The 23,671-nt window shown below is 66.4% G+C and carries 21 protein-coding genes; 14 read left to right on the top strand and 7 right to left on the bottom strand.

Translation table 11 applies throughout. From position 1 onward, the window contains the following. The first annotated feature begins 83 nt into the window (after positions 1–83). The 3 genes from AWC08_RS11615 to AWC08_RS11625 all read left to right on the top strand — a co-directional run bounded on the left by AWC08_RS11615 (position 84) and on the right by AWC08_RS11625 (position 3,540). A complete protein-coding gene (locus tag AWC08_RS11615) occupies positions 84–500 on the top strand; it encodes a hypothetical protein (RefSeq protein ID WP_069434055.1) in 417 nt (138 codons plus the stop codon). 161 nt (positions 501–661) lie between these two features. Beyond that, positions 662–2,164, top strand: coding sequence for a flavin-containing monooxygenase (locus AWC08_RS11620; protein ID WP_069434056.1), 1,503 nt, complete (start codon positions 662–664; stop codon positions 2,162–2,164). A gap of 26 nt (positions 2,165–2,190) precedes the next feature. Beyond that, positions 2,191–3,540, top strand: coding sequence for a WS/DGAT/MGAT family O-acyltransferase (locus tag AWC08_RS11625; protein WP_142283535.1), 1,350 nt, complete (start codon positions 2,191–2,193; stop codon positions 3,538–3,540). On the opposite strand, the gene AWC08_RS11630 is transcribed toward AWC08_RS11625, so the two are convergent. Next, on the bottom strand, positions 3,535–4,560 hold the full coding sequence (locus AWC08_RS11630) for an AraC family transcriptional regulator (protein ID WP_065132226.1): 1,026 nt from the start codon (positions 4,558–4,560) through the stop codon (positions 3,535–3,537). The two genes, AWC08_RS11625 and AWC08_RS11630, sit on opposite strands and share 6 nt — an antisense overlap. A 99-nt stretch (positions 4,561–4,659) precedes the next feature. On the opposite strand from AWC08_RS11630, the gene AWC08_RS11635 reads away from it, so the two are divergent. From AWC08_RS11635 to AWC08_RS11645, 3 genes are all read left to right on the top strand, one after another. Beyond that, positions 4,660–5,046 (top strand): DUF1330 domain-containing protein, encoded by a 387-nt coding sequence (locus tag AWC08_RS11635; RefSeq protein ID WP_065132225.1) that lies wholly within the window; start codon positions 4,660–4,662, stop codon positions 5,044–5,046. Between the two features lie 82 nt (positions 5,047–5,128). After that, complete coding sequence (locus AWC08_RS11640; RefSeq protein WP_069434058.1) at positions 5,129–6,502, top strand: WS/DGAT/MGAT family O-acyltransferase; 1,374 nt, start codon at positions 5,129–5,131, stop codon at positions 6,500–6,502. 5 nt (positions 6,503–6,507) lie between these two features. Continuing rightward, complete coding sequence (locus tag AWC08_RS11645) at positions 6,508–6,993, top strand: NUDIX hydrolase (RefSeq protein WP_069434059.1); 486 nt, start codon at positions 6,508–6,510, stop codon at positions 6,991–6,993. Positions 6,994–7,076: 83 nt separating this feature from the next. Here AWC08_RS11645 and AWC08_RS11650 read toward each other — a convergent pair whose 3' ends face one another. Continuing rightward, positions 7,077–8,141, bottom strand: a complete 1,065-nt coding sequence (locus AWC08_RS11650; protein ID WP_069434060.1) for a DUF2330 domain-containing protein — start codon at positions 8,139–8,141, stop codon at positions 7,077–7,079. A 33-nt stretch (positions 8,142–8,174) separates the two neighbouring features. Here AWC08_RS11650 and AWC08_RS11655 point away from each other — a divergent pair, with 33 nt between their 5' ends. After that, positions 8,175–9,398 carry a cytochrome P450 gene (locus AWC08_RS11655; RefSeq protein ID WP_065132260.1) on the top strand — a complete coding sequence of 408 codons (1,224 nt, stop codon included), beginning with the start codon at positions 8,175–8,177 and terminating at the stop codon, positions 9,396–9,398. Here the strand turns inward: AWC08_RS11655 and AWC08_RS11660 are convergent. From AWC08_RS11660 to AWC08_RS11670, 3 genes are read right to left on the bottom strand one after another with little or no spacing between them, the layout of a single operon-like run. Next, positions 9,395–9,814 (bottom strand): hypothetical protein, encoded by a 420-nt coding sequence (locus AWC08_RS11660; RefSeq protein ID WP_069434061.1) that lies wholly within the window; start codon positions 9,812–9,814, stop codon positions 9,395–9,397. The genes AWC08_RS11655 and AWC08_RS11660 overlap by 4 nt on opposite strands. A gap of 36 nt (positions 9,815–9,850) precedes the next feature. Next, the gene (locus tag AWC08_RS11665) at positions 9,851–10,306 is read right to left on the bottom strand and encodes a hypothetical protein (RefSeq protein ID WP_232007920.1); all 456 of its coding nucleotides are present in this window, start codon (positions 10,304–10,306) and stop codon (positions 9,851–9,853) included. Between the two features lie 35 nt (positions 10,307–10,341). Next, positions 10,342–10,935: a TetR/AcrR family transcriptional regulator gene (locus tag AWC08_RS11670; protein WP_069434062.1), complete on the bottom strand. Its 594-nt coding sequence runs from the start codon at positions 10,933–10,935 to the stop codon at positions 10,342–10,344. A gap of 67 nt (positions 10,936–11,002) precedes the next feature. Here AWC08_RS11670 and AWC08_RS11675 point away from each other — a divergent pair, with 67 nt between their 5' ends. Then, positions 11,003–12,112, top strand: coding sequence for an ATP-dependent DNA ligase (locus AWC08_RS11675; protein WP_069434063.1), 1,110 nt, complete (start codon positions 11,003–11,005; stop codon positions 12,110–12,112). Positions 12,113–12,382: 270 nt separating this feature from the next. Then, positions 12,383–13,039, top strand: a complete 657-nt coding sequence (locus tag AWC08_RS11680; protein ID WP_083271199.1) for a GAF and ANTAR domain-containing protein — start codon at positions 12,383–12,385, stop codon at positions 13,037–13,039. Between the two features lie 25 nt (positions 13,040–13,064). Here the strand turns inward: AWC08_RS11680 and AWC08_RS11685 are convergent, their stop codons facing one another. Continuing rightward, positions 13,065–13,742: a GAF and ANTAR domain-containing protein gene (locus AWC08_RS11685; protein WP_069434065.1), complete on the bottom strand. Its 678-nt coding sequence runs from the start codon at positions 13,740–13,742 to the stop codon at positions 13,065–13,067. A gap of 245 nt (positions 13,743–13,987) precedes the next feature. Here AWC08_RS11685 and ligD point away from each other — a divergent pair, with 245 nt between their 5' ends. Continuing rightward, positions 13,988–15,013, top strand: coding sequence for a non-homologous end-joining DNA ligase (gene ligD, locus AWC08_RS11690; RefSeq protein WP_065132215.1), 1,026 nt, complete (start codon positions 13,988–13,990; stop codon positions 15,011–15,013). A gap of 66 nt (positions 15,014–15,079) precedes the next feature. Beyond that, positions 15,080–15,862, top strand: a complete 783-nt coding sequence (locus tag AWC08_RS11695) for an SDR family NAD(P)-dependent oxidoreductase (RefSeq protein WP_069434066.1) — start codon at positions 15,080–15,082, stop codon at positions 15,860–15,862. Here the strand turns inward: AWC08_RS11695 and AWC08_RS11700 are convergent. Next, positions 15,826–17,226: a wax ester/triacylglycerol synthase family O-acyltransferase gene (locus tag AWC08_RS11700; protein WP_069434067.1), complete on the bottom strand. Its 1,401-nt coding sequence runs from the start codon at positions 17,224–17,226 to the stop codon at positions 15,826–15,828. The two genes, AWC08_RS11695 and AWC08_RS11700, sit on opposite strands and share 37 nt — an antisense overlap. A 140-nt stretch (positions 17,227–17,366) precedes the next feature. Between AWC08_RS11700 and AWC08_RS11705 the strand changes: the two genes are divergently transcribed. The 3 genes from AWC08_RS11705 (at position 17,367) to AWC08_RS11715 (ending at position 23,657) form a co-directional block, all read left to right on the top strand. Further along, a complete protein-coding gene (locus tag AWC08_RS11705; RefSeq protein WP_232007921.1) occupies positions 17,367–19,613 on the top strand; it encodes an acyltransferase family protein in 2,247 nt (748 codons plus the stop codon). Positions 19,614–19,731: 118 nt separating this feature from the next. After that, complete coding sequence (locus tag AWC08_RS11710) at positions 19,732–22,887, top strand: adenylate/guanylate cyclase domain-containing protein (protein ID WP_069434068.1); 3,156 nt, start codon at positions 19,732–19,734, stop codon at positions 22,885–22,887. Then, entirely contained in the window at positions 22,866–23,657 is a 792-nt protein-coding gene (locus AWC08_RS11715; RefSeq protein WP_232007922.1) for an SMP-30/gluconolactonase/LRE family protein, read from the top strand. Before AWC08_RS11710 ends, AWC08_RS11715 begins: the two co-directional genes overlap by 22 nt. Positions 23,658–23,671 lie beyond the last annotated feature (14 nt).

Here is a 23,671-nt window from a genome sequence, read left to right on the forward strand (position 1 = left end):
AAAGCCGCCACCTGCGACCCGCCAGTCTGTTAGCTTGCTTAAGCACCAGCCGTCGGGGTCGGGGGGCCACCATGAGTCGAGCCGTGAAGCGAGCAACAGTCGCCGTGCTCGGAATGCTCATTGCTGGTGCATGCCTTTCGGCGCCGCAGGCCGCCGCCGATAACCCGGTCTGCACCGCCACCTGGTGCTCCTTCTTACTGCCGTCGCGCAACATCGGCTGCGAGCTGAACTTTCACCGCGGCAGCGGCATGACCGACGAGGCGTACTGCCAGTCCGATTCGCCGCCCCAGTCGGTCCGCATGACTCCTGCCGGAGCGTTCAAGACCTGCACCGGTGAGACCTGCCTGGGCAACGCCGGCGAGGGCACCCCGGTGCTCGACTACGGGCAGAGTGCCGCCGTCGGGCCCTTCACGTGCCGATCGGACACGAACGGCGTTACCTGCACCGCATCGGGTCGCGGTTTCACCTTGTCGAACGCCGGAGTCACGCCGGTCGGATAGCGGCCAAGTCGGTTCGGCGAGCTGTCCTGAACTGTCAAAAAGTTGTCCTCTGCTGTCAAGACGCGTGGGCCGTTGCTGTCGCAGCATGTGTTCAGTGGGTCATCCACCGCCCCGCGAACAACGAAGTCGCGAGGCACCTCCAGTTGAACAGGACCACGGCAGTGAACGCTTCGCACTCCTCCAGCATCGAACACGTCGACGTGTTGATCGTTGGCGCCGGTATCTCGGGCATCGGCGCCGCTTACTATCTGCAAACGATGCAGCGGGGGAAGAGCTTCGCGATTCTGGAGGCCCGCGCAGACATCGGCGGCACCTGGGACCTGTTCCGCTACCCGGGAATTCGTTCGGACTCCGACCTGCACACCTTCAGCTACGAGTTCAAGGCGTGGGAGAACGAGAAGGCGATAGCCAGCGCCGACGCCATCATGTCCTACCTACGGGAGACGGTCGCCGAGAACGGCATCGAGAAGTCGATTCGGTTCGGGCACAGGGTCATCGATGCCGCCTGGTCCACCCGTGACGCCCGCTGGCTGGTCGAGATCGAGCATCTCGGTGAACGCATCACGATGAGCTGCGGATGGTTCTTCTGCGCCGGTGGCTATTACCGCTACGACGCCGGGTACACGCCGGAATTCCCCGGGCAACAGCGGTTTACCGGTGAAATCGTGCATCCGCAACACTGGCCGGAGGATCTGGACTACGCCGGCAAGCGCGTGTTGATCATCGGAAGTGGTGCGACCGCGGTCACCCTGGTGCCCGCGATGGCTGAGACCGCCGGGCACGTGACCATGCTGCAGCGTTCGCCGACCTACATGGTGCCGGTGCCCTCCGAGGACCGCATCGCCAACGCGCTGCCCAAGTTGATCGGCCGCGACCGCGCCTATGCTGTCACCCGGCGCAAGAACATCACTCGTCAACGGCTCATCTGGCGGTTCTGCCAACAGCACCCGCGGGCCGCGCGCCGACTGATCCGGCACCTCAACGCCAAGCAGCTGCCGGCCGGATATCCCATCGACAAGCACTTCAAGCCGGCCTACAACCCGTGGGACCAGCGTCTGTGCGCCGTGCCGGATTCAGACCTGTTCAAGGCGATTCGCGATGGCCGGGCCTCAGTGGTCACCGACCAGATCGACACCTTCACCGAACGGGGTGTTCGCCTGCAATCAGGACAGGAACTAGAGGCCGACATCATCGTCACTGCCACCGGTCTGAACCTGGTGGCACTCGGCGGCATCGATTTCTCGGTGGACGGGGTGCCTGTCGACATCCCGGAGACGGTGGCATTCAAAGGTTTCATGCTCAGCGGTATGCCGAACTTCGCCTACATGTTCGGCTACACCAACTCATCATGGACGCTGAAGGTCGGGCTGGTGTGTGAACACTTCTGCCGCCTGCTGGCCCACATGGACGCGCACGGTTTCTCCGTCTGCTGTCCGCAGCCGCCCGACTCCATGTCGACCGAGCCCTTTCTGGAGATCACCTCCGGCTACGCCCAGCGCGCTGCCGCCCAGCTGCCTAAGCAGGGGTCCGAAGGGCCGTGGCGGACCAACATGGAGTACCGCATCGACCGAAAGTTACTGCGTGAGGGACCAGTCGACGACGACAACCTGCGCTTCACCAAGGCGGCCGCGGCCGTCCTGCCCGAGCCGGCGTTGACCGGCTGACGCTTGAGGAGCACACCATGGAACTGATGTCACCCGTCGACGCGCTGTTCTTGTCCGCGGAGTCACGCGAACATCCCTTGCATGTCGGCGCGCTGCAACTGTTCGAGCCACCCAAGGGCGCGGGTCGGGCGTTCGCGCGGGATACCCATCGGGCGATGCTGGAGTGCCAGGAAGTTGCGCCGCTGTTCCGCAAGCGCCCCAGTTCCTTTCACGGTGCGCTGACCAACCTGGGTTGGTCGACAGACGACGATGTCGACCTCAGTTATCACGTGCGTCGTTCTGCCCTGCCCGCCCCGGGACGGGTGCGCGATCTGCTCGACTTGACCTCGCGTCTGCATGCCAATCTGCTGGATCGGCACCGTCCGCTGTGGGAGACACACGTCATCGAGGGGCTGCGCGACGGACGGCTCGCGGTGTACTCCAAGATGCACCACGCTCTCGTGGACGGAGTATCCGGGCTGGCGCTGATGCGACAGTCCTTACACACCGACCCCGACGACACCGAATTCCGCACGGCGTGGAGCCCGGCGCCCAGACGCGCGCCCCGCGATCAGGAGCCCCGCGGACGCCTGCAATACGTCGGCGCGACGATGCGATCGGTTGCAGGACTTGGCCCGTCGACGCTGCGGCTGGCGCGGGCGGCACTACTGGAGCAGCAACTCACACTGCCATTCGGCGCACCCCGCAGCATGCTCAATGTCGCGGTCGGGGGAGCGCGGCGCTGTGCCGCACAATCATGGGAGCTGGACCGGGTCAAGGAGATAAAAGACGCTGCGGGCGTGAGTCTGAACGATGTCGTGCTCGCAATGTGCGCGGGCGCGCTGCGCGGCTACCTTGACGAGTACGACGCGCTGCCGGCCGCGCCCCTGGTCGCCATGGTCCCGGTAAGTTTGCGCAACGAGCGAGACGCTCTGGGCGGCAACATGGTTGGCGCTGTGCTGTGCAACTTGGCCACCCACCTGGAGGATCCCGCGGAGCGCCTGCAAGCGATCCACACCTCGATGCGCGACAACAAGAAGGTCCTGTCACAACTCCCTCGGGCCCAGGCGATGGCGTTGTCGCTGTTGCTGATGAGCCCGGCCGCGCTCAACACGCTGCCCGGCCTCGCCGAGGCCACTCCGCCGCCGTTCAACGTCTGCATCTCGAATGTGCCCGGGGTACGGGAACCGCGTTATCTCAACGGGGCCCGGCTGGTCGGCAACTATCCGATGTCGCTGACGCTCAACGGACAGGCACTCAACATCACCCTGACCAGTACCGCGGACAGTCTCGACTTCGGACTGGTGGGCTGCCGGCGCAGCATTCCGCACCTGCAACGGCTACTCAGCCATCTGGAGATATCGCTGAAGGAGCTGCAGCGGGCCGTCGGTCTATGAGGGGTGGCCGACCAGCGCGCGCGGCGTCCGGGTCTGGTTGCGATAGGACGCCGGGCCCGTGCCGAACCAGCGCTTGCACGAGCGCGACAGCACGCTCTGCTCGGCGTAGCCCAACTCGCGGGCCAGGTGCGACAAGCTCATTGCGGTAGTCCGGAGATAGCGGTCGGCTGCGTCCCTCCGAACTTCGTCGATAAGGGCGGCGAAGGTGGTGCCGTGGTCGGCCAGCCTGCGCTGCAACGTTTTCGGATGCAGGTTGAACTGGTGAGCCACCACCTCGAGGCTCGCGGCTCCGGTCGGTAACAGCTGGCGGACGATGGTGCGCACCGACTCCACGATCCCGGCGCCCAACGGCGTGATACTGCTCAGGTAGTCCACGACGGCGCGGTGGGCGAGTTCGTCCCGGTTCAGTGGGCGGGCCAGGTCGGCGGTGCGCACCGTGAACCCGGCGCTGCGTTGCGCGAAATAGGGCTTGCAGCCGAAATATTCGGCGTAGCTGGCTTTCGGTGTGAGCGGGTCGTGCGGCAGGTGCACCGAGAGTCCGACGAATTTCGCGCCCATGAGTAGCCGAAATACCCCGAGCGAGACACCCAGCGCCAATTCCATCGTCTGCGGACACTTGATTGCCTCGTCGAGCAGGAACTCGAGGGAGATGAACGACCGTTCCGGATCGGCCAGGGGCGCGATCGAGACGGCGATTGCGGGACTGTATGCCGCCATGAACGTGCTGAAGATGGCCAGTGCATCGGCCACCGTTGCGGCGGTACGGGCCGCCACGCCCACCGGTCCCAGGATTTCGATGCCCTGGCGTCGTGCCAGCCGCCGCCCGAAGTCCGCAGTGGCGGTCGCCTCCGCCGCCGCTTCGAGCGCCCTGATTGCCGCCCGCATCGGGATGAATGCATCGTAGTTGCCGACGTCCTGCTCCCGAATTCCGTTGGCGCGCAGCAGCGCGGCCGGATCCCCACCCAATTCCGCGACCAGCTTCGGGTAGTTGGCGAGCGCCGTCCCGCGCACTACGGACATGTCTCGAATTGTCAAAAAGTTGTCTTCAGATGTCAAGACCCGACCGTGGTCGACGGCGCATTGTGAATGTCCAGAAGCAGATCCAACAAAGGAACTGAGATGACGTCGACCCTCGAAGCAACGTTCGATCAACTGACCACGCTGGCCGCGAGACCGGCCGAGGCGCCGGTGGTGATGGTCAATCTGTTGAAGTTCAGGGCCGCCGGTGGGTTGGAGTCCTACCAGCGCTACGCCCGTGAGGCGATGCCCCACCTCGACCGGGTCGGCGCCACCGTCCGCTATGGCGGCGTGACACCGGGCAACGTCATCGGCGACGGTGAAAAGCCTTGGTGGGATGCGATTCTCATCGTCGAGTACCCGACTCCGCAAGCCTTCATCGACATGGTGTCGACGCCGGAATACGCCCGGGTGCACGAGCACCGCGCCGCCGGACTGGAACGCGGCGACCTGATCGCCACGTCGGTCTGGTCTGTTGGTGCGGAGTAGGCGGCTCGGGCCGATGGACTAACGGCCTCTATTTTTCAAACACCTTCGCTTTGCACCGGAATCTCGGGGTGTAATAGCGGGCATGGAATTGATGATGCCCACCGACTCGATGTTCCTGTTCACCGAATCGCGGGAGCATCCGCTGCACGTGGGCGGGTTGTCGTTGTTCCAGCCCCCGGAAGGGGCCGGACCGGAATTCGTCCGAGAGTTCTACGACAAGCTGGTCGCCAACGACGAATTCCAGCCGACGTTCCGTAAACACCCGGCGACGATCGGCGGCGGCATCGCGCGGGTCGCCTGGGCCTACGACGACGAGGTCGACGTCGACTACCACGTCCGCCGCTCGGCCCTGCCGTCGCCGGGACGTGTGCGTGATCTGCTCGAGCTGACCTCGCGGCTGCACACCAGCCTGCTGGACCGGCACCGTCCGCTGTGGGAGTTGCACGTCGTCGAGGGGCTCAACGACGGTCGCTTCGCGATGTACACGAAGATGCACCACGCCCTGATCGACGGTGTCTCGGCGGTGAAGTTGATGCAGCGGACCATGTCGACCGACCCCGACGACACCCACGTGAAGGCGATGTGGAATCTGCCGCGACCGCCCCGCGCGCCTAAGCCGGAGTCAGACGGCGGCGGTTCCAACCCGCTGACCTCCCTGGTAAAAATGGCGGGATCGGTTGTCGGCGTTGCCCCTTCAACGCTGAAGCTGGCCCGGGCGGCGCTGTTCGAGCAGCAATTGACGCTGCCGTTCGCGGCGCCGCACACCATGCTGAACGTGAAGGTCGGGGGAGCCCGCCGGTGCGCCGGTCAGTCCTGGTCGCTGGACCGCGTCAAGGGTGTCAAAGAGGCCGCCGGCGTGACCGTCAACGACGCGGTGCTGGCAATGTGCGCCGGCGCGCTGCGCTACTACCTGCTCGAACAAGACGCTTTGCCGGACACCCCCCTGGTCGCCATGGTGCCGGTCAGCCTGCGTTCGGAAGCCGACGCCGACAGCGGCGGCAACAAGGTCGGCAGCATCCTGTGCAACCTGGCCACCAACATCGACGACCCCGCCAGGCGGCTGCAGATCATCGGCGACTCCATGCGCCGCAACAAGAAGGTGCTCGCGGAACTGCCGTCCTACCAGGTGCTCGCACTGTCCGCGCTGAACATGGCGCCGCTGACGCTCGCCGGTGTGCCGGGCTTCCTGTCGGCGGTGCCGCCGCCGTTCAACATCGTCATCTCGAACGTGCCCGGCGTCGGCGATCCGCTGTACTACGGCGGGGCCCGGCTCGACGGCAGCTACCCGTTGTCCAACATCCCGGACGGCCAGGCGCTGAACATCACCCTGGTCAACAATGCCGGCAACCTGGACTTCGGGCTCGTCGGCTGCCGCCGTAGCGTGCCGCACCTACAGCGACTGCTGGCCCATCTGGAGACCTCATTGAAGGACCTGGAGCAGGCCGTCGGAGTCTGACCGCGATGCCGAAGCTGAGCGCGGGTCTGCTGCTGTACCGGGCACGCGCCGGCGTCGTCGAGGTGCTGCTCGCACACCCGGGTGGACCATTCTGGGCGCGCAAGGACGACGGCGCCTGGTCGATCCCTAAGGGTGAATACGACGAGGGCGATGATCCCTGGGCGGCGGCGCGTCGTGAGTTCGCCGAAGAGCTGGGGTTGCCGGTGCCCGACGGGCCGAGACTGGACTTCGGGCCGGTGAAGCAACCCAGTGGCAAGGTGGTGACAGCCTTCGCGGTCGGCGGCGATCTCGATATCACCGACGCGAGCAGCAACACCTTCGAGATGGAGTGGCCGCGCGGCTCCGGCAGGATGCGGGAATTCCCCGAAGTCGATCGCGTCGGCTGGTTCGCGGTGGCCCAGGCCCGCGCCAAGTTACTCAAGGGCCAGCGGGTTTTCCTGGATCGGTTGATGGCGCAGCCGGACCTGGCCGGGCTCAGCGAAGGTCAGTAGTGGCGGCGAGCGTTTGACCGTGCGCCCACGGCGGCGGAATCCAAGGTTCTTGAATTCGCGCCGCACGCGCACATTGGAAGCGGTCAGCGCACACTCGACACGGCGCGGCGCCCGCGGCGCCGCATCACCCCCAGCACGACCACCGCCAGGACGATCGTCGCCGCCAGCCCGCCCAGAAGCACGAACTCCAGCGGGAAGACGACGTCGTCGTTGACGACGATCACCTGCCGGTACGGATCGTCGTTTGCGGCGTTGCCGAAGGTGAAGTCCGACGTGATAGACGCTGTGCGGACGATGTCCACCTGCGTCTTGGTCAGATACGAGCCATGGTCGGCGGCCAGTTCGCGCAGCAGGGAATCCTGCACGGCGGCGGCGACGTTGCCGGCGAATCCGATTGTGGTTGTCTGCGTGGAATTGTCGGCGTCGGTGCGCTGCTGACGGTGATCGGCGAGGGTGAAGACGGTGACGTGCTGCGGCTCCGGCGCGGCGACCGACAGACGCATCGGATACACCAGCTTCGGTGACCCGAAGGTCAGCCGCACCGGATCGAGTCCGCCCACGATCGGCGCGGTGCTGGTCAGCCGCAGTGCCACGAATGACCAGCCGTCGCGTACGTAGGGGCTCATCGCCTGCAGCACCGCCGCCTTGATGGCATAACCGTTGTCGCTCAACCAGTTCTGCAGGCCGGTCAGGTCACCGCCCGCCAGCGTGGTGGCCTCCAGCGGCCCAAGATGCACCTGACCGACCACGTTCGGTGCGCCCGCAGCTGCGCCCGGCCGCGCCCCCTCGAGCGGGGCGCGGGCATTGCCGCCCAGTGTCCAGTGCCGCTGGTGCCGGATCTGCGGCGCGGTGAGCCGGTCCAACTCGGTGAAGGTCGCCTTGTCGGCGGCCGCCACGGTGGCGGGTGTGGGAGTGGGCACCACCAGCGCGACATGATCGGTGGTGGCGTCCATCGCCAGTTGCATCACCATGGTCTCGGTTGCGCCATCCCAATGCACAAGTGCCACTTCACGATTCATGGTGGCATTGGCCCCGCCGGGTGCGATGGCGGCGCCGCACGCACACGCACGGCTGGGCGCCGAGAAAGCCAGCATGGCCGTGAGAACGACCACGACCAGCCCGAACCGGCACACCCGACGCACCGCCACCCCGACGATGCTAGCGCAGGCACAATGGCATTCATGACGATTGCGGAACCCACCGAATCGCAGACCTTGCTGTTGCGGCTGCTCGACCCGGCCACCCGGGCGGATCCTTACCCGGTGTGCGCCGCATTGCGCGACCGCGGCCCACTGACACTGCCGGGTGCCGACTTCGTTGTGTTCTCGACCTACCGGGACTGTGACGACGTGTTGCGGCACCCGTCGTCGAGCAGCGACCACCTCCGGTCGACGGCCGCCCGCCAGATGGCCGAGGCCGACCCGTCGATGAGCCGGGAGGTGCCGCCCGGATTCTTGTTCCTCGACCCGCCCGATCACACGCGGCTGCGCAAGCTGGTCAGCAAGGCGTTTGCGCCGAAGGTGGTGGCGGGACTGCAACCGGAGATCGAAGCGCTGGTCGGCGGGCTGCTCGACCGGATCGCCGAGCGGGGCAGCTTCGACGTTGTCGCGGACTTCGCCTACCCGCTGCCCGTGGCGGTGATCTGCCGCCTGCTCGGCGTGCCGCTCGAGGAGGAGCCACAATTCAGCCACGCATCGGCGGTACTGGCCAAGTCGCTGGACCCGTTCTTCACCGACGACCAGGCCGATGAGCTCGACGAGCAGATGGATGCCGCCGCGGGCCTGCGTGACTATCTGCACGGCCTGATCGCCCGGCGCCGGTCTCAGCCCGGCGATGACCTGCTGTCAGGCCTGGTCGCCGTGAACGAGTCCGGCGATCAGCTGACCGAAGAGGAGATCGTGTCGACGTGCCTGCTGCTGTTGGTCGCCGGGCACGAGACCACGGTGAACCTGATCGGCAACGCCATCCTCGCGATGCTGCGCGACGGCCGGCAGTGGGCGGCGCTGAGCGCCGACCCGGACCGTGCGCCATCGATCGTCGAGGAGACCCTCCGCTACGACCCTCCGGTCCAGCAACTCACTCGAATTGCCCTCGACGACATCAGGATCGGGGACACACCGGTGGCCGAGGGGGACATGATGATGCTGCTGCTGGCCGCCGCGCACCGCGATCCCGCCGAGTACCACCGGCCGGACACCTTCGACCCGGACCGGGGCACGTTGCGGCACTTGGGTTTCGGGCGCGGCGTCCACTACTGCCTGGGCGCCCCGCTGGCGCGGCTGGAAGCCACGGCGGCGTTGTCGGCCCTGGCCGCCCGCTTCCCGCAGGCGCGGCTGGCGAGCGAACCGCTGTACAAGCCGAACGTCACCCTGCGCGGGTTGTCGGCGTTGACGGTCGCGGTCTAGGCGCCGTTGCGTCCCGGCCGTCCCCCGGCCATGTTGATCATCAGGGGTATGGGGGTGGCTATCGGCTTGAGCGCCTCGGCGTCGTGGTAGACGCCGATGGTGTACTCGCCCGTGGTCTCGATCGCGAAAGACAACTGCGGGGTGAAACACCGGTACTTCGACGGCTTGTCCTCGTCCGGCCACTGCCAGGCCGAACGGACGGTGCCCCGGATGGTCCCGGCCGGGTCTTTGCAGACGATGAACAGCTCCGGATCGAAATCCCCACCCGAAGGCGCGTGTACCACCAGAACAAGGGGGACCGTCAGCCACACCGGGGTCTGGTTGACCTCATAGCTGGTGATCGGCACGCGGGTGGCGTCGATCGCGGAATCGTCGATGTTGGCGGAGCCCGCCACGAGCAGAGCGGCTACATGCATTGCGACATCTTAAGGGCGCGGGGCGCGCGCGCCAGCCTATTCGGCAGGCTCGCTGAAAGTAGTTTCGCCGTCGTCGGCGGGCTGCTCGGTCTCGGCCAACAGGATCGACATCGGCACCGGCGTGGACAGCTCGAACTTTCCCTCGGCGTCGTAGTACACGCCGAGGGTGTACTCGCCCTCGGTCTCCACCGGGAAGGAGAGTTCCTGGGTGAAGCACCGGTACTTGGACGCCCGATTACCGTCGTCCGGCCAGTGCCATGCCGCCCGCAGCGATCCGCGGGGTGCCCCCGACGGGTCCTTGCACACGACGTGAATCTCCGGGTCGTAGTCGCCCCCCGCCGGCGCATGGACCACCAGAACAACCGGTACCGTTGCCCACAAAGGCATTTGATCGACCTGGAACCACGCCATGGGTATCGATGTGGCGTTGATGGCACCCTGTTCGTTGAACGCGGCGCTACGCGGAACGAACAGCGCGGAGACGTGCAGCATTTCGTTAGCTTAAGGGCCGCAGGCGCCCGGAGCCGTCATTGCTTGCGCAGCGCATGCCACGCCAGGTCGGCGATCGCCACGCAGTAGGAGTCCTCGACGGGATCCTCCATATAGAGGCTGCGAACGTAAATGGGGGCCGTCACGATTTGGATGGCTGTCACGGTGCGCACGCCCGGACGCAATTCGCCGCGTGCCCGGGCCCGGTCCACGACCGAGCGGACGACGCCGAAACGGTGTTGCCAGAACATCATTCGCGTCTCGGCGTCGTGGTGGTCGCCCCGGCTGTCCATCACCATCACCCGATGGAAGGTACGGCCTTCCGGGGTGTTGACATCCGCGGCGATGGCGCGGGCCAGGGCAAGCAAGTCGCCGCGCAACGAACCGGTGTCTATCGTCGAGCGGAAAACTTCGGCATCCCGGACGGCGGCGTCGACGATCAGTTGCTGGCGGTTGCCCCAATGGTGATAGATGGTCGCCACGTCCAGGTGGTGCCGCTCCGCCATCGCTTCCACGCTGAATCTCTCGACGCCCCAACGCGCCAGCTCGTCGAGCACCGCCGGCATCACCCGCGCGCGCAAATCCGCGGGAATGGCAACCGGGTATACGTCCGGTCCCTGCGACGGCCGCATGTCCCTTACGGTACGACCCGACCGCCGCCTTCCGGTACTACTTCGGACGAGTCGCCACAATGAACTGATGGACTTACCTGTGATGCCACCGGTCTCGCCGATGCTTGCAAAGTCGATTACAGCGATCCCGCCTGGCGCCTCATACGAGCCCAAATGGGACGGATTCCGGTCAATCTGTTTTCGCGACCTTGACGAAGTCGAGCTGGGCAGCCGCAATGAGCGGCCACTGACCCGCTACTTTCCGGAGCTGGTTGCAGCGGTCCGAGCCGAACTGCCGCAACGGTGCGTGATCGACGGCGAGATTGTGGTGGCTACCGATCAGGGTCTCGACTTTGAGGCGCTGCAACAGCGCATTCATCCGGCTGATTCGCGGGTGCGGATGCTCGCCGAAAAGACGCCGGCGTCCTTCATCGCGTTCGACCTACTGGCGCTGGGCGATGACGACTACACCAAACGCCCCTTCACCGAGCGGCGCGCCGCGCTGGTCGATGCCCTCGATAACTCGGGACCGTCGATCCATGTGACCCCTGCCACCACTGATCAGGCGCTCGCCCAGCAGTGGTTCGAAGAATTCGAAGGTGCCGGGCTGGACGGCTTGATCGCCAAACCGCTGACTCTCACCTACCAGCCGGACAAACGCGTCATGTTCAAAATAAAACCGGAGCGGACCGCCGATTGCGTTGTAGCCGGCTACCGAGTCCATAAGACCGGTAGTGACGCCATTGGCTCCCTGTTGCTCGGGCTCTACCAGGAAGACGGCCAACTCGCGTCGGTCGGCGTAATCGGCGCCTTCCCCATGGCCGAACGCCGGCGGCTTTTCACCGAGCTGCAGCCGCTGGTCACCAACTTTGACGACCATCCCTGGAACTGGGCGGCGCACGAAGCCGGGGAACGCACCCCCCGAAAGAACGAAGGGTCCCGATGGAACGCGGGGAAGGACCTTTCGTTCGTGCCCCTGCGACCCGACCGAGTCGTGGAGGTCCGCTACGACCACATGGAGGGTCGACGGTTCCGCCACACCGCCCAATTCAACCGGTGGCGCCCCGATCGCGACCCGCGCTCCTGCACCTACGAGCAGCTCGAGCAGCCGCAAGCCTTCAGCCTCGGCAACATTGTGCCGGGCCTCGGCCAAGCGATGGACAACGCTCCGAACACCGCGCGACGATCGAAACCATAACGGCAGGCGGAGTTCGAACGGAGATCAGCGGTCCCATGCTGGTTTTTGAACACGGGAGCTGCATACCGCTGACCGTCCTCGCGCAGAGAAACAGAGGCAGCTACGCCTTCCCGTCGCTACCCGCAAGCTTACGTCTGTCATCGCTCTGTACAGTTGATTTGCAGGAGTCTGCGGGGAATCGGGGGCTCGGAGCATCTGGAGCGCATATTGAGCGGCGGATCTGACTCTGGCCGAGGAATCTATTCCAATTTGTCGCGGCTGGCTCGCGATATGCAGAGTTGGCACACCAGGGACTTCGATGCCGACCAGGTGTTGCGTGCAGTGACCGAAATGGCCGTCCAGATTCTGCCTGGGGTGGCACATGCCGGCGTAGCACTGGTGGTCAACCGTCCGCGCCGAGCACTGGATTCGGTCGCCGCCACCGAAGCGGTTGCCAGGATGGTGGACAGGTTGCAGGACGAGTGTAGGCAAGGCCCGTGCCTCGACTCGTTGTGGAACCACGAGACCGTCCGCGTTGATGACTACACGACAGAGACGCGTTGGCCCAAATTCACGGCGGAGTTGCTCAAACTGACACCTGTGCGTTCAAGTTTGTCAATTCAGCTCTACACCAATGAAAATGAGCTCGGGACCCTCACCTTGTGTTCCGAACAACCCGGAGCATTCACCCCTGAAGTTGAGGAGTTGGCCGTGGCGCTGGCCGCACAAGCGGCGGTCGGACTTGCCAGTGCGCGCAGCGAGGACAACCTTCGAAGTGCATTGGCATCGCGCGACATCATCGGCCAAGCCAAAGGCATCATCATGGAAAGCTGTGGCGTCACGTCGCACGAGGCCTTCGATTTGCTGACAAAGCTATCGCAGCAAACCAACACGCCGTTGTACGAGGTCGCTAGAAAACTTGTTTACAAGGATCGCCCGCCGAAATAACCCGATACTCGGAAAGAACGCTGCCTTAGCAGCGGGTAGCTTCTCGAACCGATTCCCGAGACCGCCTGATGACCGCCTGCCCTTCCGCCTGCGGCGCACCCTCGGGGTGATGGAAGTGCACGAGTCGTCGAGCGATCTCAACGAGCGGCCTATTGGACTGCTGGGAGAGCCGCTTGATCAGTGCGAACGCGTCCTCGGCGTCGATATTGAAGCGTTCCATCACCAAGCCCTTGGCTTGCGCGATGACGTCGCGGGAAGCCAGCGCGGCCTGGACTTGGCCCTTGCGGCGCAGCGTGTTCCAGGCCAGTGCGGCATGAACGTTGAAGACACGGGCGCAATCGGCCGCCGCGGTGTCAAACGCCCGCGGCTGCGTGGCATACATGCTGCACACGCCTAACAGATGGCCATCAGTCAGCATCGGTAGCGCCATCTGGCAACGGATCGAGGTGCCGCTCAATGCCTCCCGTTGATAGGCCGGCCACCGGATGTCGGTGGCCAGATCCTCGACGAGGACCAGGCATCGCTCACGTGCCGCATCCCAAACCGGACCCTGTGCGTGGCGGCGCTGCACCTCGTCAAGTACCGCGGCATACTTACCGACGGCGGCCATTGTCTGCAGCCGCTGATCCGCGATGACCGTAATGGCGCCATGTTCGGCGCCCGGCACCAAGTCGACCGCCGCATCGCACAACTCCTGCAGCATGACAGCGATATCTTCCGGCGAGTGATGGTCAATCTTACTGACCAACTGCGCGATTCGCCGATCAACAACTTCAACTAGCCTCAACGGTTCCTCCTCGATTTCGGCACTGCACGTGCCGACAACCGACGCCGCGACGCGTCACAGCCTGGGAGTTAACCGGATCCGAGAATGAAAACATCCGTATTCCGAACGGTGCAGCAGCCGGTAGTGGTTCATACTGGCGTGCGGCATGCTGGACTGTGGATATGGCTGCTGCAGCACAAGAAATCGACGTCGACGGCATCGCCGTCCGGGTGACCAATCGTGACAAGGTCTACTTTCCCGCGCTCGGCCCCGACGGCACCAAGGGCCGGTTGATCGACTATTACGCGGCCGTCGCCCGGGGCCCGATGCTCGCCCCGCTGCGCGACCGTCCCACGCATCTGCAGCGTTTCCCCGACGGCATCGACGGCGAGGAGATCTACCAGAAACGGGTGCCCCAGCACCATCCCGACTACCTCGAGACGTGTCGGGTGACGTTCCCCTCCGGCCGGACCGCGGACGCGCTCAAGGTCACCCATCCCGCGTCGATCGTATGGGCGGCACAGATGGGCACGGTCACCCTGCACCCCTGGCAGGTGCGTTGCCCGGACACCGAGCACCCCGACGAGTTGCGGATCGACCTGGACCCGCAACCGGGCACCGGATTCGAAGAAGCGCGGACGGTCGCCGTCGACGTGCTGCGGCCGCTGCTCGACGAACTCGGGCTGACGGGCTACGCGAAGACCTCCGGGGGGCGGGGCGTGCACGTGTTCCTGCGGATCGCCACCGACTGGGACTTCATCGCGGTGCGCCGGGCGGGCATCGCCCTGGCCCGCGAGGTCGAGCGCCGGGCCCCCGAGCAGGTGACCACCTCGTGGTGGAAGGAAGAACGCGGCAAGCGGATCTTCATCGACTTCAACCAGAACGCCCGCGATCGCACCATGGCCTCCCCATACTCGGTGCGACGCACCCCGATCGCGACGGTCTCGATGCCGCTGTCCTGGGACGAGCTGGCCGGCGCCGACCCGGACGACTACACCATGGCCACCGTGCCCGACCTGGTGGGACGTCGCGACGATCCGTGGGCCGGCATGGACGACCAGGCCCAGTCGATCGCGGTGCTGCTGGACATGTCGGACGCCGACGAACAGCGCGGCCTCGGGGACATGCCGTACCCACCGAACTATCCCAAGATGCCGGGCGAACCCAAGCGGGTGCAGCCGTCCCGGGACACCGACCGCAAGAAGTGACATAACCCGCTCAGGTATCGGTGATGACGCATAATCTGTGACCCGGGGCTATCCGAAGCGGGTGATATGGACCTTCAGCTAGCGGACAAGATCGCCGTTGTCACCGGCGCCAGCCAGGGCATCGGTCTGGCGATCACCAAAGCACTCGTCGGCGAGGATGTTCATGTGGTGGCCGGGTCACGCACCCCGGGCAAGGATCTGCTGGCGATGGAAGAGGCCGGCCAGGTCACGTACGTGTCGGTGGACCTGTCCCGGCCCCCTGGCGCGGAGGAGCTGATCGCCGCCGCCGTCGCTCGCGGCGGGATCGACATTCTGATCAACAACGTCGGCGGTGCCACGCCGCGCCCGACCGGGTTCGTGGGTATCACCGACGACGAATGGCAGGCGTCCTGGGATCTGAACATGATGGGAGTCGTGCGGCCTACCCGCGCGGCGTTGCCAGAGATGCAGCGGCGCGGTGGCGGTTCCGTGGTGATCATCGGCTCGATCAACGCCTACTACCCCGGCCCGGTCACCTACGACTACTGCGCCACCAAGGCCGCCGTCACCAACCTGGCCAAGGCGTTGTCAAAAGAGCTGGGGCCGTTGAAGATTCGGGTCAACTCGATCAGCCCGGGACTGGTGCTGACCGAAAAGTGGACCGAGGGCGGTCTGGCGGAAGGGCTGGCGGCGGCCAACGGGGAACCCGCCGACGACGTGCTGGCCAACATTCTGGAAGACACCCCGACCGGCCGTTTCACCACCCCGCAACAGGTGGCCGACCTTGCCCTCTTCCTCGCCAGCGAGCGCGCCGGCAACATCAACGGGTCCGACTACCGCATCGACGGCGGGTTCGTCGAGACGCTCTGAGCGGACTTCTTGAGTTCTTCGTAGGCCTGCTGCGTGCAGTGGGCGAGCCGGGACATGTCGCCGATCGCCGCGGCGTTGCCGACGAATCCGAAGTCCATGCTGTCGTGGTAGGACGCCAGCGTGGCGTTCAGCCCGATCGACGCGGCCAGTGCCGACACCGGGTAGATGCCGAGCAGGCGCGCGCCGTTGAGATACCTGATCTCCTTGGCACCCGCGACGTTGGAGATCACCAGGTTGCATGCCGGGTGCGTGACGCGGTCCAAGTGGGTGGAGGAGCCTAGGCCGGCGAGCGCGACGAGGCCAACGGCATACGTCATCGCCGCCTCTGTCGACATCGCCGACAACTCTTTCTTGGCGGCCGCCACCGAGGTTGTGATCTGACCGATCCGGTCCGGCATGGCGGCGTCGGGCTCACCCAGCCGCACGAACAGCGCCGATACCCGGGTGCCGATCGCAGTGTCGTTGCCGCCGCGCAGCGACACCGGACACATCGCGATGAAAGGGTGCCCGAAGGCGCGTCCGGTCTCCCGCAGATAAGAATGCAGCCCCGCGTCGACGATGCTCACCGCGACGTCGTTGAGGGTGGCTCCGAAGTGCCGGCCGACGTCGTGCATCTCATCGAGCGGCAGCGACAGCGTCGCGAAGCTGCGCCCGATCTGCAGTGGTTCGTTGGTGGGGGCGTGGTGCGCCGCGAACGGCAGGCTGCCTTCGAGGTGGGATCTGAACAGGCCGCCGAAGACCTTGCGCAGCGCGCCCACCGAGACCTGGTTGAGCGCCCCGACCTGGGTGATTGCGCCACGGATCGCGTCGGTGATGCGGCCGGCCAGCGGTGTCGGTGGATGCGGGGCGGGCGGCGGCACGTCGAGTGCGAACGCCGGTGTGGGGATGGTGGGTTCGTCGGAGAGGTTGAGGCCGTCGTAGAGCCGCTTCAGGCCTGACTCGCCGTCGATGATGCAGTGGTGCGTCTTGGTGTAGATGGCGAACATCCGGTCCGGCAGTCCGTCGATGACCCAGCAGCGGAACAGCGGCCGGCTCCGGTCGAGTTGCGCCTCATGCAGGTCGGCGACCAGTCGCAGCAGGTCGTCGTAGCAGGCTCCGTCGGGCAGCGCGAGGTGCTCGACGTGATAGTGCGGGTCCCAGCTGTCCACTTCACGGAAGTGGGGGCCGCCGCGGGTCAGGAGTTCCGGCACGTAATTGAACGGCGGCGCCGGTGAGCAGGCCCGGTATTTGTCCACGACCTCGCGCACCAGGGAGTCCCGGCCCGGCGGCTTCTGGAACAGCAGCATGGCGCCGACGTGGGTGGTGCTGCCCGGCGACTCGATCAGCAGCCATGAAAGGTCGAGCGGCGGAATCGGTTTGGTCATCACGCGTCTCCTGTCCAGGGGAGATGCTGCGCTGCACGGGTAATCGACGCGAGGGCATTAGGGCCCTGTTCGTGACCCCATTGGTCACTTGCCCGCCGTTCAGGCTTTTATTCGCGTCCATTTATATACAGTGGGGGATCGTGCGCCAGTCCGAGAACGTCAGCTCAGGTCGCAGCCTGCTGCCTTCACCTGGCGCCCAGCAGCAGCACACGCCGCAGAGCGGATTCCGCGACGACATCGAGGGCTTGCGCGGCTTCACGCTGCTGGCCATCGTCGGCTGGCACATTTCCATGCCTGGCGTCAGCGGTGGCTTCGTCGGCCCGGACATCTTCTTCGAGATCTCCGGTTTCGTCATCACCGGGCAGCTCTGGAAACAGGTGAGCACCACCGGCACCGTCGGGCTGAAGAAGTTCTACGGGGCGCGGTCCCGCCGGCTGCTGCCGGTTTCGGCCACCATAGGCGTCATCACCGCGATCGCCGCGGCGTTCCTGCTGCCGGTGGTGCAGGCCCAGAGCGCGTTGAAGGACGCCATCGCGTGCGCGCTCTACGTCCCCAACTTCTGGTTCATCGTCCAACAGGTCGACTATTTCGCCGGCGGCGCGCCCTCGCCGTTCCAGCACTACTGGACCCTGGGCGTGGAGGAACAGTTCTATCTGTTGTGGCCGCCCATGATCGTCGGTCTGGCATGGCTGATCCGGCGGTTGCGCCGGCGCCGGACGACCGATGCGGGGCCTGCGAAGACCCCATCCAAGACCCCGTACCTGGTGCTTGTCACGTTCATCGCGGTGTCGTCGTTCGTGCTGTCGCTGCTGGTCACCTTCGTGATGCCGCTCGCGGCTTACTTCTCGCTGTTCACCCGCGCCTGGCAGTTGGCGCTGGGCGCCCTGGTGGCGCTGACGGCCAACCAGTGGAGCAGGCTTCCGCAGCGGGCCGCAGTGAGCATCGGCTGGGTCGGCACCGCCATGGTGCTGGTGGCGTGCGTCTTCTACACCTCCGACATTCCCTATCCGGGTACCGCGGCGCTGCTGCCCGTCCTGGGCACCGCGCTGGTGCTCGGCGCCGGCTGCTCGACACCCAACAACGGCGCCGGGCGGATTCTGGGTTGGTCACCGATGCGGGCGATCGGACGGCTGTCCTACTCGTGGTATCTGTGGCACTGGCCGGTGCTGGTGTTCGCCCCGATCGTGGTGGGCCACCCGCTGGGGCTCTTCGGCAAGTTCATGGCGGCGGTGGTGGTCTCCGGCGGGCTGGGGTGGCTCACCCTGCGTTACATCGAAAACCCGCTGCGTTACGCCGCGCCGCTGCGCAAGTCCCCGATGAAGAGCCTGGCGGTCGGCGGTCTCGCCACCTCGCTCGCCGCGTGCGTGGCTGTGGCCCTGCTGATGTACGTGTCGTCGATCCCCATGCCCATTCCGGTCGGGCGCGGTGCCCCGGCGGCGCCGATGACGATCAAACCCCCGCCGACGCCCACGGGTGACGACATCGCGGCCTATGACGCGGCCGTACAGAACGTGTTCGCGCAGGTACAAGCGGCGGTCGCGGCCTCGGCCGAAGTGAAAGACGTTCCCTCGAATCTGGATCCGTCGCTTGCCAACGCGGCGGGCGAAGTCGGCCAGATGATGTTCGACGGCTGCCTGCGCCTGCCGATTCAAGCCGGGCAGCCCGAGTGCGCGATGGGCGACAAGGCCTCCAAGACGACGGTGGCCGTAATCGGTGACTCGCATTCCTCGATGTGGATCCCGGCGCTTCGGGAAATCGGCAAGCAGCGGCCCTGGCGGATCGAGGCGATGGCCAAGGCGGCCTGCCCGATGATGGATCTGCCCATCGCCAACCGCTTCGTCGCCCCGATTGTCGAGGCGCTGCAACACTGCGAACAATGGCGGGGCGAGATCATGTCGCGGTTGCGCGCCGAGCACCCGCGCCTGGTGATCGTGAGCGTGTTCCGGGGATACACCGCCACCCACAGCAACGGCTTCCTCTCCGGCTTCTCGTCCTACGACACAGCGTGGGTGAACGGCCTGAAGGGTCTGGTGCAGCAGCTGCGCGGCATCGGCGCGAAAGTGCTGGTGCTCGGACCGCTCCCGCATCTGAACGCGGCGGTGCCGGGTTGCCTGTCTGAGCACCTTACCGACGCCACCGCGTGCGCGCCACCGAGGTCGACCGCGTTCGACCGGGCCGGCATGGCGGCTGAGTCAGCCGCGGTCAAAGCCGGCGGCGGCCAGTACGTCGACCTCACCGACCTGTTCTGCACCAAGCAGCACTGCCCGGTCATCATCGGCAACACCCTGGTCTACGTCGACGCCGGTCACCTCACCCTCGAATACTCCACGCTGATGGCGCCCGCTCTGGCGGCGTTGTCCGATCGCGCGCTCGTCGCTAACGGGTGACCGAGGCTTTGATCTCCCGTTGTACGGATCGATCACCAGCGGTCCGGCGGTGGCATAGGCCGCGTCGGTCAATTCTCGTCCCCCAACGTCCGATCGAATTGGATTAACCTGACAATCCGTGGCGGCCTGTAGCAAGTGCGGCACCCAACCGCTGGCAAACGCACGGTTCTGCCACGGCTGCGGCGCCCCGGTCTCGACGGCCGACGCACAGGCCGAGTACAAGCAGGTGACGGTGTTGTTCGCCGACGTGGTGCATTCGATGGACATCGCCGCGGCCGTCGGAGCGGAACGCTTGCGCGAGATCATGACTCAACTCGTCACCCGCGCGTCGGCGGTGGTACAGCGCTACGGCGGCACGGTGGACAAGTTCACCGGTGACGGCATCATGGCGTTGTTCGGCGCGCCGGCCGCGTTGGAGGACCATGCGCTGCGGGCATGCCTGACCGCGCTCGAAATCCAGGACGCGACTGAAGGACTGGCGGCTGAACTCGGCGACGCCGTGGCCCTGTGCTTGCGGATCGGCCTGAACTCCGGTGAGGTGATCGCCGGTGAGATCGGTTCTGGCGCTTTGGGTTACACCGCTATCGGCGAACAGGTTGGAATCGCCCAGCGAATGGAGTCGGTGGCCCCGGCGGGCGGGGTGATGGTCAGCGAATCCACGGCGCGCCTGGTCGAGGCCGCGACGGTGCTGGGGGAGCCTCAGCAGGTGTTCGTCAAAGGCGCCGAGGACGCCCTCGTCGGCCGGCGATTGCTCGGCGTCGCCACGCCCGACGACCGCGCCGACGCCCCGGTGTCAACGTTGGTCGGGCGCGGCTGGGAGGTGACGGCGCTGGCGGCCATGCTGGATCGCTCAGCGGCTGGCCGTGGGTCGGTGGTCGGCATCAGCGGCCCCGCCGGAATCGGAAAGACCCGGCTGGTGCGCGAGACCGTCCGGCTGGCGCAGGCCCGCGGCGCGGAGGTGTTCAGCAGTTTCTGTGAATCGCACGCCACCGACATTCCGTTCCGGGTGATGGAGCGTTTGCTGCGCTCGGTCAGCCGAACGAACGGTCTGGCCGACGAGGCGGCCCGTCGCCGGATCCAGGAGGCGATGCCGGACACCGATCCGCAGGACCGGTGGTTGCTCTGCGACCTGCTGGGTGTCGCCGACCCTGAGGTGAAACTGCCCAAGATCGACCCGGATGCGCGCCGGCGCCGGCTGACGGCGTTGTTCAACGCCTACCTGCTCGGGCGGACCCAGCCGGCGATCTTCCTGGTCGAGGATGTGCACTGGATCGACGAGGCCAGCGAATCCATGCTGGCGGATCTGCTGGCGGTCATCACCCAGACTCCGTCGATAGTGCTGCTCACCTACCGCCCCGAATACCAAGGATCCCTGCAGGTCGTCGCCGGCGGCCAGACCTTCGCGCTGGCCCCGCTGACCGATGCCGAAGCGTCGGTGCTGGTCTCTGAGCTGCTTGGTCGGGATCCGTCCGTCGCGGCGATCGGTGACGTCATCGCCGAGCGCGCGGCCGGCAATCCGCTGTTCGCTGAGGAGATCACCCGCGAACTCGCCGAGCGCGGTGTGCTCGGCGGGGATCCCGGCGACTATGTCTGCCACACCGACGTCTCCGACATACGTGTGCCACCGACCCTGCAGGCCACCATCGCCGCCCGCATCGACCGGCTCAGCCCGGCCGCCAAACACACGCTCAGCGCCGCCGCCATCATCGGATCCCGATTCACCGACGACCTGCTCGTCAGTCTCGGCATCGATCCCAGCACCGACGAACTCCTGGCCGCCGAACTGGTGCACCAGGTGCGGTTCACCACCAACCCGGCGTACGAATTTCGCCATCCGCTCATCCGGGCCGTGGCGTACGAAGCTCAGCTGAAGGCCGATCGGGCCCGCCTGCACCGGCGGCTGGCCGAGGCCATCGAGGAACGTGAGCCGCAGGCGGTCGATCAGCATGCGGTGCTGATCGCCGAACACCTCGAAGCCGCCGGCGACGGATTCGCCGCATATGGCTGGCACATGCGCGCCGCGAACTGGGCGACCAACCGCGATATCGCGTCGGCACTGCTGAGCTGGGAGCGCGCGCAGCGGATCGCCGACGCGTTGCCCGCCGATGTGCCACACCGTGCGGCACTGCGTATCGCGCCGCGCACCATGTTGTGCGGTGTCGCCTGGCGCGTGCATGCCGACGCCGGTGCCCGGTTCGAAGAATTGCGCCAATTGTGCAGCGCGGCGGGGGACAAGCCGTCGTTGGCGATAGCCATGGCGGGCATGGTGATCGGCCTGGCGTATCAGGCCCGCATCCGCGAGGCGTCGCAGCTGGCGTCCGAAGCCATGGCGCTCATCGAGGCGGTCGGCGATCCGACCTTGACGGTGGGGTTGTCGTTCGCGCCGATCTACGCCAAAGGCGAAAGCACCGAGTGGTCCCAGGTACGGCAATGGTCGCAGCGGGTCATCGACCTGGCCGGCGGTGACCCGGCCAGGGGCAACTTCATCATCGGGTCGCCGCTGGCGATCGCCCACACGACGCGGGCAATCGCCTGTTACTGCCTGGGGCACCCCGGCTGGCGGGACGACCTGCGGCAGGGACTCGAGATGGCCCGCCGGGCCGATCCGTTGTCGTACGCCAGAGCCGTTGCCTACGCGTACTTTCCGGCGATACCGGCCGGCGTGCTGCGGCCGGACGTGCGGGCGGTACGTGAGATCGAGGGAGCGCTGCGCATTGCCGAACGTTCCGGCGACGACTTCGCGCTGGCTTTCGCGCGGCTCACCCTGGGGGTGGCCCTGGTGCACCGCGACACGGCTGAGGATCACGGCCGCGGGGAGTTGCTGCTCAACGAGGTCAGGGAGCTGTTCCGGCGGCAGGGGCGCAACCTGTCGGAGTTACCGATCGTCAACGTGTACTCGGCGCGGGACCGGGCCCGGCGCGGGGAGCGCGACGACGCCATCGGCGAATTGCGCGCCATCGTCGAGCATCTGGTGCGCGAAGGGCAGCTGCTGACTTGGGGCATCCCCGCCACCGCGGTGCTGGTCGAGACGTTGCTCGATAGCGGCGCCGACAGCGATGTGGCTGAAGCCGCCGCCGCGGTGAACGCCGTGGCCGAGGCGCGCCACGACCAGGAACTGCCGGTGCGCGACATCTGGCTGTTGCGGATGCGGGCGATGCTGGCCCGCAGCCGCGGCCACACCGACGAGTACGCGCAACTCGCCGACCGCTACCTGGAGATGGCGGTGGCGCTGGGCTTCGAGGGGCACATCGTGTGGGCGGAGTCGATGCCCTGACCGAGATCCTGTGGGAGTCGGACGGCCTGCTCGAGGCGCCCCTACCGTCGAGCAACGGCTCGGTGCTCTTCGCGAACACCACCGCCGGTGGTGTGTACCGGTGGTCGGACCAGGGGGTGTCGGCGGTGCTGGAGAAGCGTCGCGGCATCGGCGGCATCGCGCCGCATACCGACGGCGGCCTGCTGGTCACCGGGCGCGATCTCGCGTACGCCGGTCCGGCGGGTCTGCGGACCCTATGGGCGCCCGAAGGCGCGACGGGTCTCAACGACCTGACGGTGGCGCCGGACGGATCGGTCGTCGTCGGTGTCCTGCGTCATCATCCCGGGCGGGGTGAGGCGGCCGGCCCTACCGAGCTGGTACGGATCTCGCCCGACGGCACCACCACTCTGGCGCGAGATCTGTTGTGGCCCAACGGCGTTGGATTTTCACCGGACGGCGCTCGGCTGTACGTGTGCGAGTATGCAGCCGCCCGGGTACGCGTCATCGACCCGTCGGGGGAGACGGTATTCGCTCAGGCGCCCCGCGGGGAGTGCGACGGACTGGCCGTGGACGTCGAGGGTGGCGTGTGGGTTGCGCTCGGAAGTGGCGGGGGCATCGCGCGTTTCGACTCCGCCGGAGCGCTCGACGACGTCATCGACGTGCCCGGCCGATTCGTGTCGTCACTCGCCTTCGCCGGAACCGAAATCTATGTCACGACGATCGGCGCGTTGCTACGGATGGATGTGGGAGTGCGGGGGTCGGCGATCCCGGCCGCGGCCGTCCCGGGTTGAGGTGCGCCACGTCA

It is taken from the genome of Mycobacterium gordonae (genome assembly GCF_002101675.1).
Classification (GTDB): Bacteria; Actinomycetota; Actinomycetes; order Mycobacteriales; family Mycobacteriaceae; genus Mycobacterium; species Mycobacterium gordonae.

Coding starts and splice junctions, on each gene's coding strand:
- AWC08_RS11625 (WP_142283535.1), top strand. CDS start 2,191: ATGTCACCCGTCGACGCGCTGTTCTTGTCCGCGGAGTCACGCGAACAT.
- AWC08_RS11630 (WP_065132226.1), bottom strand. CDS start 4,560: ATGTCCGTAGTGCGCGGGACGGCGCTCGCCAACTACCCGAAGCTGGTC.
- AWC08_RS11635 (WP_065132225.1), top strand. CDS start 4,660: ATGACGTCGACCCTCGAAGCAACGTTCGATCAACTGACCACGCTGGCC.
- AWC08_RS11640 (WP_069434058.1), top strand. CDS start 5,129: ATGGAATTGATGATGCCCACCGACTCGATGTTCCTGTTCACCGAATCG.
- AWC08_RS11645 (WP_069434059.1), top strand. CDS start 6,508: ATGCCGAAGCTGAGCGCGGGTCTGCTGCTGTACCGGGCACGCGCCGGC.
- AWC08_RS11655 (WP_065132260.1), top strand. CDS start 8,175: ATGACGATTGCGGAACCCACCGAATCGCAGACCTTGCTGTTGCGGCTG.
- AWC08_RS11660 (WP_069434061.1), bottom strand. CDS start 9,814: ATGCATGTAGCCGCTCTGCTCGTGGCGGGCTCCGCCAACATCGACGAT.
- AWC08_RS11665 (WP_232007920.1), bottom strand. CDS start 10,306: ATGCTGCACGTCTCCGCGCTGTTCGTTCCGCGTAGCGCCGCGTTCAAC.
- AWC08_RS11670 (WP_069434062.1), bottom strand. CDS start 10,935: ATGCGGCCGTCGCAGGGACCGGACGTATACCCGGTTGCCATTCCCGCG.
- AWC08_RS11675 (WP_069434063.1), top strand. CDS start 11,003: ATGGACTTACCTGTGATGCCACCGGTCTCGCCGATGCTTGCAAAGTCG.
- AWC08_RS11680 (WP_083271199.1), top strand. CDS start 12,383: ATGCAGAGTTGGCACACCAGGGACTTCGATGCCGACCAGGTGTTGCGT.
- AWC08_RS11685 (WP_069434065.1), bottom strand. CDS start 13,742: ATGCTGCAGGAGTTGTGCGATGCGGCGGTCGACTTGGTGCCGGGCGCC.
- ligD (WP_065132215.1), top strand. CDS start 13,988: ATGGCTGCTGCAGCACAAGAAATCGACGTCGACGGCATCGCCGTCCGG.
- AWC08_RS11695 (WP_069434066.1), top strand. CDS start 15,080: ATGGACCTTCAGCTAGCGGACAAGATCGCCGTTGTCACCGGCGCCAGC.
- AWC08_RS11700 (WP_069434067.1), bottom strand. CDS start 17,226: ATGACCAAACCGATTCCGCCGCTCGACCTTTCATGGCTGCTGATCGAG.